The sequence below is a fragment of the Sorangium sp. So ce448 genome (assembly GCF_051520915.1).
Classification (GTDB): Bacteria; Myxococcota_A; Polyangia; order Polyangiales; family Polyangiaceae; genus Sorangium; species Sorangium cellulosum_B.
In genome coordinates, this window is the sequence record NZ_CP150343.1 from 9,241,569 (window position 1) to 9,257,533 (window position 15,965).

At 72.0% G+C, this 15,965-nt stretch carries 10 protein-coding genes; 3 read left to right on the top strand and 7 right to left on the bottom strand.

What is annotated here, in order from left to right:
* The first annotated feature begins 69 nt into the window (after positions 1-69).
* Positions 70-1,638 (top strand): formylglycine-generating enzyme family protein, encoded by a 1,569-nt coding sequence (locus WMF45_RS35055; protein WP_437709771.1) that lies wholly within the window; start codon positions 70-72, stop codon positions 1,636-1,638.
* 61 nt (positions 1,639-1,699) lie between these two features.
* Here WMF45_RS35055 and WMF45_RS35060 read toward each other — a convergent pair whose 3' ends face one another.
* Positions 1,700-3,007: a hypothetical protein gene (locus WMF45_RS35060; RefSeq protein WP_437709773.1), complete on the bottom strand. Its 1,308-nt coding sequence runs from the start codon at positions 3,005-3,007 to the stop codon at positions 1,700-1,702.
* 407 nt (positions 3,008-3,414) lie between these two features.
* On the opposite strand from WMF45_RS35060, the gene WMF45_RS35065 reads away from it, so the two are divergent.
* Entirely contained in the window at positions 3,415-4,638 is a 1,224-nt protein-coding gene (locus WMF45_RS35065; RefSeq protein WP_437709775.1) for a hydroxymethylglutaryl-CoA synthase family protein, read from the top strand.
* 21 nt (positions 4,639-4,659) lie between these two features.
* Here the strand turns inward: WMF45_RS35065 and WMF45_RS35070 are convergent, their stop codons facing one another.
* Positions 4,660-5,094 (bottom strand): hypothetical protein, encoded by a 435-nt coding sequence (locus WMF45_RS35070; RefSeq protein WP_437709777.1) that lies wholly within the window; start codon positions 5,092-5,094, stop codon positions 4,660-4,662.
* A gap of 391 nt (positions 5,095-5,485) precedes the next feature.
* Between WMF45_RS35070 and WMF45_RS35075 the strand changes: the two genes are divergently transcribed.
* Entirely contained in the window at positions 5,486-9,097 is a 3,612-nt protein-coding gene (locus WMF45_RS35075; RefSeq protein WP_437719609.1) for a DNRLRE domain-containing protein, read from the top strand.
* Between the two features lie 67 nt (positions 9,098-9,164).
* Here the strand turns inward: WMF45_RS35075 and preA are convergent, their stop codons facing one another.
* The 5 genes from preA to WMF45_RS35100 form a co-directional block, all read right to left on the bottom strand.
* Positions 9,165-10,553, bottom strand: a complete 1,389-nt coding sequence (gene preA, locus WMF45_RS35080) for an NAD-dependent dihydropyrimidine dehydrogenase subunit PreA (RefSeq protein ID WP_437543736.1) — start codon at positions 10,551-10,553, stop codon at positions 9,165-9,167.
* A 3-nt stretch (positions 10,554-10,556) separates the two neighbouring features.
* On the bottom strand, positions 10,557-11,954 hold the full coding sequence (locus WMF45_RS35085) for an FAD-dependent oxidoreductase (RefSeq protein WP_437709779.1): 1,398 nt from the start codon (positions 11,952-11,954) through the stop codon (positions 10,557-10,559).
* A 40-nt stretch (positions 11,955-11,994) separates the two neighbouring features.
* Entirely contained in the window at positions 11,995-13,398 is a 1,404-nt protein-coding gene (gene hydA, locus WMF45_RS35090; protein WP_437543740.1) for a dihydropyrimidinase, read from the bottom strand.
* A gap of 76 nt (positions 13,399-13,474) precedes the next feature.
* Positions 13,475-14,347, bottom strand: a complete 873-nt coding sequence (locus tag WMF45_RS35095) for a nitrilase-related carbon-nitrogen hydrolase (protein WP_437709781.1) — start codon at positions 14,345-14,347, stop codon at positions 13,475-13,477.
* Complete coding sequence (locus tag WMF45_RS35100; protein WP_437543743.1) at positions 14,347-15,795, bottom strand: CoA-acylating methylmalonate-semialdehyde dehydrogenase; 1,449 nt, start codon at positions 15,793-15,795, stop codon at positions 14,347-14,349. The genes WMF45_RS35095 and WMF45_RS35100 overlap by 1 nt, the downstream gene beginning before the upstream one ends.
* Between the last annotated feature and the right edge of the window lie 170 nt (positions 15,796-15,965).

Below are 15,965 nucleotides of genomic sequence, written 5' to 3' on the forward strand. Positions count from 1 at the left end.
ACAGGAGACGTCGCAAGTAAGCTGAGCCTCTACCTCTGACCTCGTGTTCGAACACAGGGAGGCATCTCCATGCTCAGGTCGTCCGTCGTTCTGATTCCCCTCGTGGCCCTCGCTGTCTCTGTCTCGTGCAGCAGCGAAGACAGATACCGGCCTGCCACGACGGGGGGCCTGCCCACGGGCGGCGTCACGACCGGCGGCGGCCAGGGCGGCGGCACCGGCGGGCAGGGCGGCGGCGCCGGCGGGCAGGGCGGCGCCGGTGGACAGGGCGGCGCCGGCGGGCAGGGCGGCGCCGGCGGACAGGGCGGCGCCGACATGCCGAGCTGTTCCAACGACGTGAAGGACAGCGACGAGGCGGACGTCGACTGCGGCGGCTCCTGCGCAACGCCGTGCCGGGTCGATCAGGCGTGCGCGAAGGCCACGGACTGCTTCTCAGGACGGTGTGAGGAGGGCGGCGGGGGCAGCGGCGGCGCCGGGCGCACGTGCGTGGCGGCGCGGTGCGACAACGGCGTGAAGGACGGCGGCGAGACGGACACCGACTGCGGCGGCGGCGCCGCGCCGCGCGGCGACAACCCGGCGTGCCCGCCGTGCAAGACCAGCAAGGGCTGCGCGACGCGCTCGGATTGCGAGTCGTCGAGCTGCGTGAACGGCCAGTGTCTGGAGCCGGCCTGCAGCGACGGCGTGAAGAACGGCCAGGAGACCGGCGTCGATTGCGGCGGGCTCTGCGCTGGCTGCGCGCCGGGCGGCGCGTGCTCCGTGTCGACCGACTGCCGCGAGTTCGTCTGCCGCGAGCAGGTCTGCCAGGAGGCGAGCTGCAGCGACGGGGTGAAGAACGGCGAAGAGACCGACTTCGACTGCGGCGGGATGGACTGCGGGACCCGTTGCCCTGCGGGGCAGCGATGCGCGAAGGACACCGACTGCGCGACGGGGACCTGCAACAGCACGACCCGCACCTGCGCCTGCCCCGAGGGGATGGTGATCGCGCCCGTGGCGGGCGGAGGGAACTACTGCATCGATCAGTACGAGGTGACGAAGCAGGAGTACAACGGCTTCCTGCAGGCGAGCCCGGTGCTCGCCGGCCTGCCGGCCGAGTGCGCCGGGAACAGCAGCTACCAGCCCTCGGACGGGTGGCCCTTCACCAACGGGAGAGCGCCCATGAACTACGTCGACTGGTGCGACGCGTATGCGTACTGCACGTACAGGCGCAAGCACCTTTGCGGCAGGATCGGCGGTGGAGCGAGCTCCCCCGACGAGCTGGCGAGCGCCGCGCAGAGCGAGTGGTACAATGCGTGCTCTGGCCAGGGAGTGAACGAGTATCCCTATGGGCACACGTATGAGCGGATATGCAAGGTCGACGATCCGACCGGCTCGTTCGCCACGAAACCCGAGCCCAACACGCCGGCCCCGGCGTGCGTGGGAGGCGTGACGGGCCTCTATCACATGAGCGGCAACACGGCCGAGTGGGAGAACTCCTGCGACGAGGAGGGCAACTGCCTTGTTCGCGGCGGCTCGCGGGCCTCCGAGCCGGACGCAGCGGACGACGCGAGCGGCACGCTCAAGGCGGCCAGGTGCGACGCGCGCCTGTCTGCGCGCCGGCTCGACAACACCGATCCAAACATCGGCTTCCGCTGCTGTCTCTGATCGTTCGAGCCCCTCCCGGGCGGCGGCAGCGCTCACCGGCGCCGCCGCCCGGCCGACAAGCTCACTGCGCCGGTTCGGGATCGCAGCCGTAGAGGACGTCGACCGCCGCCATGGCGTCGTCCTGGACCAGCCGGCACGCGTCGGGGCAGAGCGTGATCATGTCGTTCTCGATGAAGAAGGAGCCCGGGGTGCACGCCGCCGCGCTCGCCACCTGGCCGAACGATTGCGGCTCGCTCCCGTCGCCGGGCGTGTACTGGACGACCACGGTCGAGAGGTCGATGATCTCCCCCGGCGGCGAGTCCGGCACCTCGAACTCGCACGCGACAACCGCGCCCGTGATGACGCCCTCCGCGATCGCCTGGAACACCACGTCATAAGAGTCCGTCTGGCAGAGCGGGAACCTGAGGCCGCCCGTCCTCTTGCTGAGCGTCTGGTAGCCCGTGCCCGGCGCCACGGCGGTGCCGCACGTCTCCTCGACGACGTCCGCGTCGGGCGCGTAGGCGTCCGTGGCGGTCGTGTTCTCGTGGAGCCCGACGATGCTGTGAAAGACGTAGTTGGGCGCTGTCGCGTCGCCGAAGACCGCCGGGTCCAGGCCGAACAGCAGCTCCTCGAAGTCCGTGGCGACGTCCTCCCAGGGCTGCCGCGTGTCGTCGATATAGATGTTGCGCGGGAGGTGCGTCGACTGGCAGCCCACGTGATCGTCGGTGATCACGGTGATCACCTTGAACGAGTCCTCGCGCACCCACTCCGACCACCCGGACGGCGCCACCCCGTGCTGGTCGGGCAGGCCGCCGTTGTAGCTCCCGAGGAGCACGCAGAGCGCGTCGTTGCTCCTGATCTCGTGGCTGTAATGGTAGAAGACGGGCGGGTTGTTCCCCGGCGCCTCCGGCACCGGGGCGCAGCTCGCCGTGCTGAGCGGGGCGCCGACGCAGATGGAATCGTCGACCTCCGCAGCGCCGTGCGCGGAGATCATGATGACGCGGTAATCGATACCGCTCTCACCGATGATCGAGGCGAAGCTCTCATTGATGTTGTTCTGTACGCTGATGATCTCGTTCGCCATGCTGGGCGAGTTGTCGATGACGAACACGATGTCGACCGGCCGCTTCGTGAGCGTGGCCTCGGCGACCGTGGCGACACAGGCCGTATCGGGCGTCACGGGGCCGCTGCCACCCGTGTTGGAGCCGCTGGAGCCGTTGCCGATCATCCCCCCGTCGTCACCGCCCGCGCCGCCCGCGCCGCCCTCGCCGCCCCCGCCGCCCTCGCCGCCCCCACCCGCGCCGCCGGCTCCACCGACGTTCGCTCCAGCCGTCGCGCTCGCGTCGCCCTCCGCCCCGGAGCTGCAGGAGCACCCTGCGGCGCCGGTCATCACCAGAACACCCAACCCAAGAAGCGGAATCAACATGGTAGACCGGGAGAGCTTCACATGAACCTCGACCGCTAGGGCGCATGAACGCGCTATTTCAGATTGCACAATTGCAACGAGATGTGGTGACGATTTTGACCTGACCGCGATTTTTCTCGGAGGCTGTTCCATGACATGTGTCATGGAAGCGTCTTTGTCATTCCACGTGGTGCGCACGGCGAGGCGCCGTGGAGGGACGCGCGGGCACGGTCCGGGGCCACCGGCCACGCTCCACGCGCCACGCTCCACCTGGGGCGCGAAGCGAGGGCGCCAGCTGGAACGCGGCGCCGCGGCGCGTCGGGCGCCTCGGCTCCTCGGACGCTCCGCGTGGGCTGGATGGTCTCTGCACAATGCGCCCCTAGGATGCAGGTATGAGCCTACGTCATGACTTTCCTCGCATCGGCATCGATGCGATCGCGCTCGCCGTCCCCCGCCGGTTCGTCGAGCTCACCGAGCTCGCCGAGGCGCGGGGCATCGCGCCCTCCAAGTACCTGACCGGCCTAGGGACCCGCCGGATGGCGATCGCCGCGCCCGACGAGGATCCGATCACCCTCGGCGCCAACGCGGCCCGCCGGCTGTTCCAGCGGTCGGGCGCGAGCCCCGCGGACATCGGGCTCTGCGTCGTGGGCACCGAGACCGCCGTGGACCACGCGAAGCCGGCGGCCTCCTTCCTCCACGGCCTGCTCGGGCTGCCGAGCGCGTGCCGGGTCTTCGAGGCCAAGCACGCCTGCTTCGGGGGCACCGCGGGCCTCCTCAACGCGGTGGACTGGATCGCCTCGGGCTCGGCCCGGGGCCGCGCCGCGCTCGTCGTCTGCTCGGACGTGGCGCGCTACGCGCTCGGCTCCGCGGGCGAGCCCACCCAGGGCGCCGGCGCCGTGGCACTGCTCGTGCGCGAGCGGCCGCGCCTCGTCGAGATCGAGGTCGGCCAGACCGGCACGTACGCGCGCGACGTCTACGATTTCTGGCGGCCGCTCCACCACAAGGAGGCGCTCGTCGACGGTCACTACTCGGTGCAGTGCTACCTCGACGCCCTCGCCGGGGCCTACGGCGACTGGCGCCGCGTGGCGGGCGACGGCGATCCCCTCGCGCGCACCTGCTATCACGTCCCCTACGGCAAGATGGCCCGCAAGGCCCACCGCCACCGGCTGGCGCTGGACGGCCTGACCGAGCAGGCCGCCGACGAGAGCTTCGCCGTCGAGGTGGAGCCGTCGCTCGATCTGCCGTCGCGCATCGGCAACATCTACACGGGCTCGCTCTACCTGGCGCTCGCGTCCCTGCTCACCACGCAGGCCCGCGCGCTCGAGGGGCAGCGCGTCGGGCTGTTCAGCTACGGCTCGGGCTGCTGCGCCGAGTTCTTCGCGGGAAGGATCGGGCCGGAGGCCGGGGCGCACGTGGCCGCCCTCGAGATCGACGCCCCGCTCGACGGGTGCCTTCGCGCCTCCGTCGCGGAGTACGAGGCGCTGCGCAGAGGCGACGAGGCCGCCGACCGCCGGCCGGCGCCCGAGGGCGCCGAGCGCGGGGGTGCGAGCCTCGACAGCCGGGTTGTGTACCTGGGGCTCGACTCGAGCGAGCGGCGCGTCTACGCGAACGAGTGAGCGCCGGCTCGGGCAGCTCGCTCAGCCGGAGCCGGGCGAGGGGGGCGTGAGCTCCGAGAGCTTCACGGTGAAGAGCTCCGCCCCGCCGGCCGCGGCGACGACGACCCGCAGCGTGCCGGAGGGGGCCGGTCGCTTCAGGCGCGCGGCGACCGCGCGCGTGACCGGCGCGAGCGGCGCGATGACCTCGGCCATCGCCGAGCGCGCCATCACGCCGACCAGCATCGGCGCGCGCTCGCCCGCGGCCAGGGCGGCGCGGAGCATGCGCTCGGGTTCGAGCGCCGGGTCGCGCTGCTGCAGGCCGATCGCGATGAGGTAGCCCGTCGGTTCTCGCAAGGAGAGGAGATAACCCGTCAGCGGCGCGGGGGCGCTGCCGCGGGCCGGAAGGCTCTGCAGCAGGCGCGCGAGCTCCGGGCGGTGTTCGGCGAGCAGCTCGGCCCGCTCATCGTGATCGGACATGCCCGTCCGCCCCTGCTTCGCGTGGGCGTTCGGCGTGAGACCGCGATTCCGCGGGGTGATCGTCGCTGCGTCTTTCGGGACCATGTTCCTCCAGCGAGGGCTCCTGCCCTCCGTGTTGTTTGTTCCGGTCACCGCGCCGCGCGTGTCACGAAATCGGACGCGGTCGCGCGTCGCTCGCAAACGCCGGCCGCGCGGCGGCGGCTGCGCCCCTCGTCCATCGCGAGGGCGCGGCCCCCGTCCGCGGCGAGGGCGCGGACCTTGCGATGAGGCGCCGCAAGCTCGCTGCCCTCCGGCGCGGAGCGCTCCGGCGCCCGGCGCGCCTGCGCGGAGGAGCGCCAGCCAGAGGGAGATCCAGCGTATGCGAGATCGAATGGGGAGGATTGGACAGGTGATGGCCGCAGCCGCCATGGTGGGGGGCTGCGCCTCCACCGAGGCGCCGCGAGACCCCGCGCCGCCGGTGGACGGCGTGGCGGCGGCGCCCGCGGCGCCCGACACGGCGCCGGGCCCCGCGCGCCTGCGGGCGGCGTACATCGCGGCGGTGCAGGCGTCGGCGCCGGAGGGCTACCGGGTGATCGAGGCGTCCCCGGGCGGGAACAGGGCGAGCCTGCGCGCGCCGAACCCGGCGCACCGGCTCTCGGCCGATTTCAGCGCGTCGGGGGTGCGGATCGCGCCGGAGGAGGGCGAGGCGCGGTGGAGCTTCTCGATGGCCGCCGCCCGGTACGGCTGCGCGGGCGATCTGCGCCAGGTGCCGCGCGCGGCCCCGACCGCCACGAAGAACCGCGTGGAGCTCCGCCGGCAGGGCGCGTCGCCGGGAGAGGGGCTCGTGGAGTGGTACGTGAACGGGCCGCTCGGGCTGGAGCAGGGCTTCACGGTGCCCGGAGCGCCGCCCTGCCTCGCCCCCGGGGACCAGGACCTCGTCATCGAGCTCGCCCTGGGCGGCGATCTCCGCGCGACGCCGCTCGCCGGCGGCGAGGGGGTCGCGCTGCGCGAGGCGTCCGGCGCGGTGGCGATGCGGTACACGGATCTCCACGCCACCGACGCCGCGGGGCGGACGCTGCCCGCGTGGATGGAGCTCGGCGTCGACGGGCGCACGCTGTCGCTGCGCGTGGACACCGCCGGGGCCGCGTACCCGGTGACGGTGGATCCGCTCGCCGCCTCGGAGCGGACGGCGCTCATCGCGGTCGACGGCGCGACCCCGATCCACCTGGACGGCGACGCGATCGCCATGTCGGGCGACACAGCGATCGTCGGGGCGCCCGGGAGCGCGGCGTACGTGTTCGTGAAGAGCGGCGGCGCCTGGACGCAGCAGGCCAGGCTCGTCCCGGGCGACGGGCCCGCGGGCGACGGCTTCGGCGCCTCGGTCGCGATCTCGGCGGACACCGCCGTGGTCGGGGCGCCCGGGGGCGCGGGCGCCGCCTACGTGTTCGTGCGGAGCGGGGGCGTGTGGTCCGAGCAGGCCAAGCTCGTCGCGAGCGGCGGGCCGTCGAACCCGGCGGGCCGGGCGGTGGCGGTCGACGGCGACCGGGCCGTCCTCTCCGCCGAGACGTCGGCCTACGTGTTCTCCCGCAGCGGCGGCGCCTGGAGCGAGGAGGTCGAGCTCGTCGCCCCGGCCGGCGCCAACGCCTGGAGCGCGCCGCCCGTCGCGATCGAGGGCGGCACGGTGGTCGTGGGCTCGCCGGGGGACTCGTGGTGGTGGGAAGGCGACGGCGAGGGCGCCGCCTACGTGTTCGACGCGAGCGACTGGGGCGGCGCGCACCGGCTCGCCGCGGACCCGCCCCAGGCGTTCGACCGCTTCGGGAGCTCGGTCGCGATCTCGGGCGGGCGCATCCTCGTGGGCGCGCCGGGCGTCCTCAGCCCGCCGATGCCGTGGTACGAGCTCGGGCGCGGCCTGGCCTACGTGTTCGACCGCGGGGCGAGCGGCTGGCGCCAGGACTCCAGGCTGATCGCGACCGACGGCAGGACGGGGGACGGCCTGGGGAGCGCCGTTGCGCTCTCCGGCAGCATGGCGGTCGCCGGCGCGATCCTGGCCGATCGCGTCGATCAGCCGGACGCGGGCGCGGCGTACGTGTTCTCGCCGGCGGGCGGTGAGTGGATCGAGATCGAGAAGGGCAGGCTCACCGGCAACGGCCCGACCGAAGGCGCCTTCGGCAAGGCCGTCGCCGTGTCGGGGAGCTCGGTCATCGCGGGCTCTCCCGCGTACGCGTTCGAGCTCGCGCAGGACAGCGACGGTGACGGGGTGGTCGACGACCACGACAACTGCCCTGCCGCCGCGAACCCGTCGCAGGTGGACGCCGACGCCGACGGGCACGGCGACGCGTGCGACCCGCGGTGCGTGACCTTCCGGCGCGGCCTTGGCGGCGACGTGGCCGACGCGACGCTCTGGCAGGTGTCGCCCACGTGGAACGACGGCGCGAGCACCACGCTCTCGACGGGCACCGGCACGGGCGGCGTCCGGCGGAGCCTCCTCCGGTTCAACCTCGCCGGCGTCCCGGCGAGCGCGGAGATCGCCTCGGCGACGCTGTCGCTCTACCAGACATACAAGATCGAGAGCAGCACCGTGCGCGTCCACCGGGCCACCGCCGCGTGGACGGAGTCGGGCGTCACGTGGGGCAACTCCGGCGGCGGCGGCCATTTCGATCCCGCGATCGAGGCCTCCTTCGTCACCGGCGGTCCTTCCGGCACCACCGGCTTCCGGAACGTCGACGTGACCGCGCTCGCGAAGGCCTGGGTGAGCGGCGAGCTCGCCAACCACGGCGTGCTGATCGAGGAGGCCGCGGTGACCCGGAGCACCCTGCGGAGCAGCGAGAGCGCGAGCGCCACGGAGCGGCCGGCGCTCACGGTCTGCTACCACGACACCTGCGAGGACGGGATCCAGAACGGCGCCGAGTCCGGCGTGGACTGCGGGGGCCCGAGCTGCGCCCCGTGCGCCCCCGGCAGCATCCTCTGGAGCAAGCGCTTCGTCAACGGCTGGCACGAGTCGATGCGCGCGCGCGCCGTCGCAATCGACAGCGCCGACAGCGTGATCTTCGGCGGCTACGCCTATGGCACGATCGACTTCGTCGGGCAGGGCGACCCGACGCTCATGGAGATGTTCAACACCAAGTTCCTCGCCAAGCTCGACGCCGCGGGGAACCACGTGTGGGACGAGCGCCCGCTCGGCGGCAGCACCTTCCTGAGCCTCGCCGCGTCGGACACCGGCGAGCTGATCGCGGGCTCGAACTCCGGCCTGCAGCGGTTCACCGCGTCGGGCGATCTCCTCGCGGAGGTCGCTGGCCTCGGCCAGGTCAAGGTCGCCAGCGCCGGCGCGGGCGCCGCGCTCGCCGGCGTCGTCTGGGACACGGTCGATCTCGGCACCGGCCCCCTCGCCGGCGGGCCGGGCAGCGATCTCCTTGTCGCGAAGCTCGGCGCGGCGGGCGCGCCGATCTGGATCAGGACCTTCGTGAGCGACCCGTACGACAGCGACCCCGCGAGCGTCACCGTGGACGGCGCGGGCAATGTCATCGTCCTCGGCCGCTTCTCCGGCGCGCTCGACCTCGGCGGCGGACCGATGGCGAGCTCGCCGGCGGCTCACGGCATGTACCTGGCGAAGTTCGACGCGGCAGGGAATCACGTCTTCAGCCAGGTCGTCTCCGGCACGCCGGATGACGCGGACGTCGCCGCGACCCCGTCCGGGGAGCTGATCGTCGCCCTCGGCACGACCGTGACCAAGCTCACCCCCTCGGGCGCGCCCCTGTGGAGCGTCGATACGACGGGCCTCGGCCTGCTCTCCAACACCTGGGGCATCCCTGCCGTCGCCCTCGACGGCGCCGGCAATGTGTTCATCAACCCGCCCGGCGCGATCGCGAAGCTCTCGCCGTCGGGCGCCGTGCTGTGGTCGGTCGACCCGATCGGCGACGCGGAGCACGGGGACATCTTCGATCTCGCGGTGGACAGCGCCGGCAACGTGATCGGCGTGGGCACGTACGACCGCAGGGACGCGATCGTCGTGAAGCTCGCCCCGTAGCCGGGGCAGCGCCCCGGCGCGGTCGCCGTCGTCGCGGGCTCCTGGCCGCCTGGCCAGGAGCCCGGGCTCACGAGCTCCGCGCGCGCGCCGTCGACTCCAGCCCGCCGGGCACGAAGTCCGTCCCCTTCTGGACACGGTCGTTCCACGTCTCGGGGGGCTTGCCTGAAGGCGCCTCCCTCATCGTGATGCACCCCGGCACCGGGCACACAAGCGCGCACAGATTGCAGCCGATGCACTCCTCCTCGTCGACGAACGGGACCCGCGACGGCGCCGCGTCCCCGCTCGGATCCGCCGTCACCGCGCGATCCGGGAGGACCTTCGGGAGGTGGGTGTGGCCCGCCGCGCGCGCCTCCGCCTCCGTCCTCCCCGGCAGGTGGATGCACTGGTGCGCCCCGTCCATGCAGGCCACGTAACAGAGCTGGCACCCGATGCACTTGTCGGCGCTGATGTCCGCGACGACGCGGTACGAGAGGTCGAGCTCGCCCCACTCCTGGACCTGCGGGATCGCCCTGCCGCGCAGCTCGTTCACCGAGCGCATCCCGTGATCGTCGAGCCAGTCGCTGAGCCCCTCGATCATCTCCTCGACGATGCGGTAGCCGTAATGCATCACCGCGGTGCAGACCTGGACGCTCGTCGCGCCGAGCGCGATGAACTCGGCGGCGTCGCGGGAGTTCGAGATGCCGCCGATGCCGGAGATGGGCAGCCGCCCGACGCCGGGGTGGCGCGCCAGCTGGCTCAGCATGTGGAGCGCGATCGGCTTGACCGCGGGCCCGCAATACCCGCCGTTCGTCGACGCGCCGCCGACCCGCGGGAGCGGGACCATCCGCTCCAGATCGACGCCCATGAGCGACTTGACCGTGTTGATCAGCGAGACGCCGTGCGCCCCGGAGCGGAGCACGGCCTCGCCCGGCTCCAGGATGTCGCCGACGTTGGGCGTGAGCTTCACGATGACCGGCGTCGTCGCGAACTCGACGGCCCAGCGCGCGATCTCCTGGAGGACCGCCGGCTCGTTGCCGACGGCCGAGCCCATGCCGCGCTCGCACATCCCGTGCGGACAGCCGAAGTTGAGCTCGAGCCCGTCCGCGCCCGTGTCCTCGGCCTTGCGGATGATCTCGCGCCACTCGTCCTTCGTCTCGACCATCAGCGAGGCGATGAGCGCGTGGCCCGGGTAACGCCGCTTGATCTCGCGCATCTCCTTGAGGTTCACGTCGAGCGGGCGATCGGTGATGAGCTCGACGTTGTTGAGCCCCATGAGCCGCGTGTTGCCGTAGTCGATGCCGCCGAACCGGCTCGACACGTTGACGATCGGGTTCCCGAGCGTCTTCCAGACGGCGCCGCCCCAGCCGGCGTCGAAGGCGCGCCGGACCTGATCTCCGGTGTTGGTCGGCGGCGCCGAGGCGAGCCAGAACGGGTTCGGGCTCTTGATCCCGGCGAAGTCGATAGAGAGGTCGGCCATCGCTCAGCTCCCTTGCGGTGAGGGTCCGGGCGCCGCGCCGCCCGCCCGCGTCGTCATCGCTTCGTGCATCGCGCGCGCGGCGATCTTCGCCTCGGCGACCGCGTTGACGACCTCCTTGCCGCCGTTCACGCAGTCGCCGCCGCTGTACACCTTCGGGTTGCCCGTGCGGTGCGTCGCCGGGTCGACCACCACGCGCCCCCTCGGGTCGAGCACCACCCCCTCGAACGCGAGCGCCACCTGCGTCGCCCGGCTCTGCCCGATCGCGACCGCGACGAGGTCGGCGGGCAGGACCTCCTCTTCGGCCGGCCCCGGCGCGGGGCCCCGCGCGCCCGCGTCGGCGGGCGCGATCCGCAGCGCGACGACCTTGCCGCCCTCGCGCACCACCTCGACCGGCACCCGGTTCTCGATGAGCCGCGCGCCGGCGACCCGCGCGCCCTCGAGCTCGTGCGCGTAGCCCGACATCTCGGCCTCGGAGCGGCGGTACACGACGGCCACGTCGACCCCGAGCAGCGCGAGCTCGTGGGCGACGTCGAGCGCCGTGTTGCCGCCGCCGATGACGACCGCGCGCCGCACGCCCGCGAGGTCGAGGCCCGGGTCGGCCTTGAGCCGCTCGATGAACGCTGTCGCGCCCACCACGCCGTCGCCGTCCTCCCCGCGGAGGCCGAGGCGCGCGTCGGCGCCCAGGCCGAGCCCCAGGAAGACAGCGTCGTGCTCCGCGAGCAGGTCGCGCGCGGAGACCTCCCCCGGCCCGGCCGCCTGCGCGACGACCGAGACGCCGGCGCGGAGCTCGACGTCCCCGAGCGACAGGACCCACTCGAGCTCGTGGAGCGCCTCGTGCCCCTTCATCTTGTAGGGCGCGATCCCGAGCGTGTTCAGGCCGCCGGGGATCGCCTTCCGCTCGAAGATCACGGCGCGGTGCCCCTCGAGGGCGAGGTAGCCCGCCGCCGCGATCGACGCGGGCCCCGCGCCCACGAGCGCGACGCTCTTGCCGGTGGGCGGCTTCGCCCGGAAGATCCGCGGATCGCGCGCGAGGGCCGACTCGACGGCGTAGCGCTGGAGGCGGCCGATCGCGATCGGCTCGCGCCCCCACCCGTTGTAGACGCAGTCGCCCGCGCAGAGCACCTCGACGGGGCAGGCCTGCCCGCACGACTGGCCGAGCAGGTTGGCCGTCAGGATGGTGCGGGCCGCGCCCTTCACCTGGCCGGCCGCGATCTTCCGGATGAACGTCGGGATATCGATCGCCGTCGGGCACGCCTTGATGCAGGGCGCGTCGACGCAATAGAGGCACCGGTTCGCCTCGGCGATCGCCTCGGCGTCGGTGTAGCGCGGGCTCTTGTCCTCGAATCGCTCTTCGATCCGGCCGGACGGGAGGGCTGAGAGGCGTATCGGGGCTCGGGTCATGCTGGCGCTCGCGCGGCTCCTCTCGGGTGCTGAGGGGTGACTAGAAGGCCTGGGCTCCCTGGGTCGGGCCGAGCCGGCGCGGGAGGTAGCGCCCGGCGCCCCGCTCCACGTCGAGCTTGCCGTCCACGCACTGGACCCGGCCGTTGACGATGACGTGCGTCGGCTTCCCCTTCACCTCGAAGCCCTCGAAGATGCTCCGGTCGCACCGGTGATGGTGGGTCTTCGCGGAGATCGTGCTCGTCCCCTTCGGATCGAAGACCACGAGATCCGCGTCGCCGCCCGGCACGATCGAGCCTTTGCGCGGGTACAGCCCGAAGATCTTGGCCGGCTGCGTGGAGAACAGATCGACGAAGCGGTGGACGTCGATCCGCCCCGCGAGCACCCCGTAGGTCCAGAGCAGGGCGAGGCGGTTCTCGATGCCGGCGGCGCCGTTCGGGATCCGCGAGAAATCGTCCTTGCCCATGTCCTTCTGGCCAACCTGGTTGAAGGGACAGTGGTCGGTCGCCACCGTCTGGATGAGCCCCGACGAGAGCGCGGCCCACAGCGCGTCCTGGTGGCCCTTCGGCCGGATCGGAGGGCTCATCACGTAGGCCGCCCCCTCGAAGCCAGGCTTCTCGTACACCGAATCGTCGAGCAGGAGGTACTGCGGGCACGTCTCGGCCATGACCACCTGGCCCCGGCTCCGCGCCTCGGTGACCGCGGCGAGCGCCTCCTTGCAGGTGAGGTGGACGATGTAGATTGGCTCGCCGATCATCCGGGCGAGCATGATCGCGCGCCCCGTCGCCTCGCCCTCGATCGGCGCGGGGCGGCTCTGCGCGTGGTACCGCGGGTGGGTCTTGCCCTCCTTCAGGAGCTTCTTCTGGAGCGCGACGACCGCGTCGCCGTGCTCGGCGTGCACGGTCACGAGCGCGCCGAGGCCCTTGGCGGCCTCCATCACCTGGATGAGCTCCGGATCGTCGACGCCGATGGCCCCGCGGTAGGCCATGAAGGTCTTGAACGACGGGATGCCGTGCTCGCGCGTGCAGACGGCCATCTCCTCGAGGGTATCGTCGCCGAACCAGGTGACGGCCATGTGGAAGGCGTAATCGGAGACCGCCTTCTTCGCCTTCTCGTTCCACATCGCGAGCCCGTCGAGCAGCGCTTGCCCCCGCGCCGGGATCACGAAATCGATGATCGAGGTCGTGCCCCCGGCGACGCCCGCCGCCGTGCCGGTCTCGAAATCATCGGAGCTCTCCGTCCCCATGAACGGCAGCTCCATGTGCACGTGGGCGTCGACCCCCCCGGGGAAGATGAGCTGCCCCGAGGCGTCGATCACGGTGTCTCCCGCGCGCTCCTTCGACAGCCCCGCGCCGACCGCGGCGATCTTCCCGTCCTCGCAGTAGACGTCGCCGACGAACCGGTCGCTCGCTGTGATGATCTCGCCGTTCTTGATCAGGATGCCCATGTTGCTCCTCCGCGGGTGAGCGCCGGGCGGCGGGTCCCCTCCGGGGGCGGCGCCGCCCTCCCGCCGCCCCGGGCCCTCAGGGCAGCTGTTCCGTGAGCTCGCCGTACGTCTCGGGCCGGCGATCGCGGTAGAACTGCCACGTCCTCCGCACCTCCTCGATCAGGTCGAGGTTCATCTCGGCGACGACGAGCTCGTCCTTGTCCTCGCTCCCCGTCGCGAGGAAGCTGCCCCGCGGGTCGCAGAAGTAGCTCGTCCCGTAGAACTTGCCGATGTTCCACGGCGCCTCGGTGCCGACGCGGTTCGAGGCGGCGATGAAGTAGCCGTTGGCCACGGCGTGCGCGGGCTGCTCGAGCTTCCAGAGGTACTGGGAGAGCCCGGCGACCGTCGCCGAGGGGTTCCACACGATCTCGGCGCCGTTCAGGCCGAGCAGCCGCGCCCCCTCCGGGAAGTGGCGATCATAGCAGATGTAGACGCCGATCCGCGCATACCGCGTCTGGAACGTGGGATAACCGAGGTTCCCCGGCTTGAAGAAGAACTTCTCCCAGAACCCGTTCGTGTGCGGGATGTGCGTCTTCCGGTACTTGCCGAGGTACGTGCCGTCGGCGTCGACCACGGCGGCCGTGTTGTAATAGACGCCCGCCATCTCCCGCTCGTAGATGGGGATGATCATCACCATCTTGTACTTCTTGGCGTACGCCGCGAGCCGCTCGACCGTCGGGCCGGGGACGGGCTCGGCCACATCGCACCATTTCGCGTCCTGCGAAGGACAGAAGTAAGGTGTGTTGAAGACCTCCTGCAAACAGAGGATCTGCACACCCCTCTTCCCCGCCTCGTCGATGAACGACAGGTGCTTCTCGAACATCGCGTCCCGGATGGCCATGACGGAGGCGCCGTCGTCGGCGATCGGGGTGGAACACTGGATCAGCCCGCCAAGTACGTTCCGTGCCATCAGAACCACCTCGTGATGACGATCTTGCGCTCCGTGTAGAAGTCGATGGCCGTCGGGCCGTGCGCCTTCAGATCGCCGAAGAAGCTGCCCTTCTGGCCGCCGAAGGGGAAGAAGGCCATGGGCGCCGCGACGCCGATGTTCACGCCGACCATCCCGGCGCCCACGCGGTGCTGGAACTCGCGCGCCGCGCGGCCGCTCGACGTGTAGATCGACGCCGCATTGCCGTACTCGCTCCGGTTCGCGATCGCGATCGCCTCGTCGAGGTCGTTCGCGCGCATCAGGCACGCGACCGGCCCGAAGATCTCCTCGGTCGCGATCACCATCCCTGGCCGCACGTCGTCGAAGACCGTGGGCCCAACCCAGTTGCCGTCCGGATACCCCTCGACCCTGGCGTCCCGGCCGTCGAGGAGCAGCGTCGCCCCCTCCGCCACGCCCTGGTTGATGTACGAGAGCACCCGGTCCCTGTGCGCCGCCGAGATCACCGGGCCCATGGTCACGCCCGGCTTCGATCCGTCGCCCAGCACGATCCCCTTCGCGTGGCGCACGAGCCCGTCGCGCACGGCCTCGTAGGTGTCGCCGACGCACACGACGACGCTGCCGGCCAGGCATCGCTGGCCGGAGCAGCCGTAGATGGACTCGGCCACGTTGGCGACCGTCATCTGCCGCTCGGCGTCCGGCATCACGACGAGGAAGTTCTTCGCCCCGCCGAGCGCCTGGACCCGCTTGCCCGCCTCCGCGGCGCTCTTGTACACGTGGCGCGCGACCGCCGACGAGCCGACGAACGACACGCCCGCGATGTCCCTGTGCGCGCAGAAGGCGTTCACGACGTCGCGGCCGCCGTGGACCAGGTTCACGACCCCGGGCGGCAGCCCGGCCTGCTCGATCAGCTCGAAGATGCGCTGCTGCGAGAGCGGGACCTGCTCCGACGGCTTGAGCACGAACGTGTTCCCCGTCGCGATCGCGTACGGCAGGAACCAGAGCGGCACCATCGGGGGGAAGTTGAACGGCGTGATCGCGGCGAAGACGCCGAGCGGCTGGCGGATCGTGTGGCAGTCGATCCGGGACGCCACGTCCTCGAGGGCCTGCCCCATCAGGAGGGCCGGGATGCCGGCCGCGTGCTCGACGTTCTCGATGCCGCGGCCGAAATCGTTCCGGGCCTCGGACAGCGTCTTGCCGTGCTCGGAGGTGCAGATCGCCGCGATCTCGTCGCGATGGGCGTCGAAGATCTCGCGCAGCTTGAAGAGGTAGCGCGCCCGCTGCACCGGCGGCGTCGCGCTCCAGCCCGGGAACGCCGCCTGCGCGGCCTTCACCGCCGCGTCGACGTCGGCCGCCGTCGAGAGGGGCACCTCCGCAAGAGATTCCCCGGTCGCCGGGTTCTTCACCTCGAGGCGCGTCGCCCCCGAGGCTCGAGACCAGGCGCCGCCGACGAAGTTTTCCAGCACACGCATCGTGAAAAACCTTTCCCCCCGGCGAGGTCGTCACTCGGCAGCCCCGACCAACAGGCCGGGCGCCGCCCCTGGCTGCTGGGCATCACAGCCCACCGATCGAGCGCTACATGCGGTGGGGGCCATCCGTCAAGCCTCGGTGTGACGCGGCACGCGCCGCACCCGCCTACGGA

What these genes read in the sequence shown, in the direction of transcription:
- WMF45_RS35055 (WP_437709771.1), top strand. Translation starts at nt 70, where the DNA reads ATGCTCAGGTCGTCCGTCGTTCTGATTCCCCTCGTGGCCCTCGCTGTC.
- WMF45_RS35060 (WP_437709773.1), bottom strand. Translation starts at nt 3,007, where the DNA reads ATGACCGGCGCCGCAGGGTGCTCCTGCAGCTCCGGGGCGGAGGGCGAC.
- WMF45_RS35065 (WP_437709775.1), top strand. Translation starts at nt 3,415, where the DNA reads ATGAGCCTACGTCATGACTTTCCTCGCATCGGCATCGATGCGATCGCG.
- WMF45_RS35070 (WP_437709777.1), bottom strand. Translation starts at nt 5,094, where the DNA reads ATGTCCGATCACGATGAGCGGGCCGAGCTGCTCGCCGAACACCGCCCG.
- WMF45_RS35075 (WP_437719609.1), top strand. Translation starts at nt 5,486, where the DNA reads ATGGCCGCAGCCGCCATGGTGGGGGGCTGCGCCTCCACCGAGGCGCCG.
- preA (WP_437543736.1), bottom strand. Translation starts at nt 10,553, where the DNA reads ATGGCCGACCTCTCTATCGACTTCGCCGGGATCAAGAGCCCGAACCCG.
- WMF45_RS35085 (WP_437709779.1), bottom strand. Translation starts at nt 11,954, where the DNA reads ATGACCCGAGCCCCGATACGCCTCTCAGCCCTCCCGTCCGGCCGGATC.
- hydA (WP_437543740.1), bottom strand. Translation starts at nt 13,398, where the DNA reads ATGGGCATCCTGATCAAGAACGGCGAGATCATCACAGCGAGCGACCGG.
- WMF45_RS35095 (WP_437709781.1), bottom strand. Translation starts at nt 14,347, where the DNA reads ATGGCACGGAACGTACTTGGCGGGCTGATCCAGTGTTCCACCCCGATC.
- WMF45_RS35100 (WP_437543743.1), bottom strand. Translation starts at nt 15,795, where the DNA reads ATGCGTGTGCTGGAAAACTTCGTCGGCGGCGCCTGGTCTCGAGCCTCG.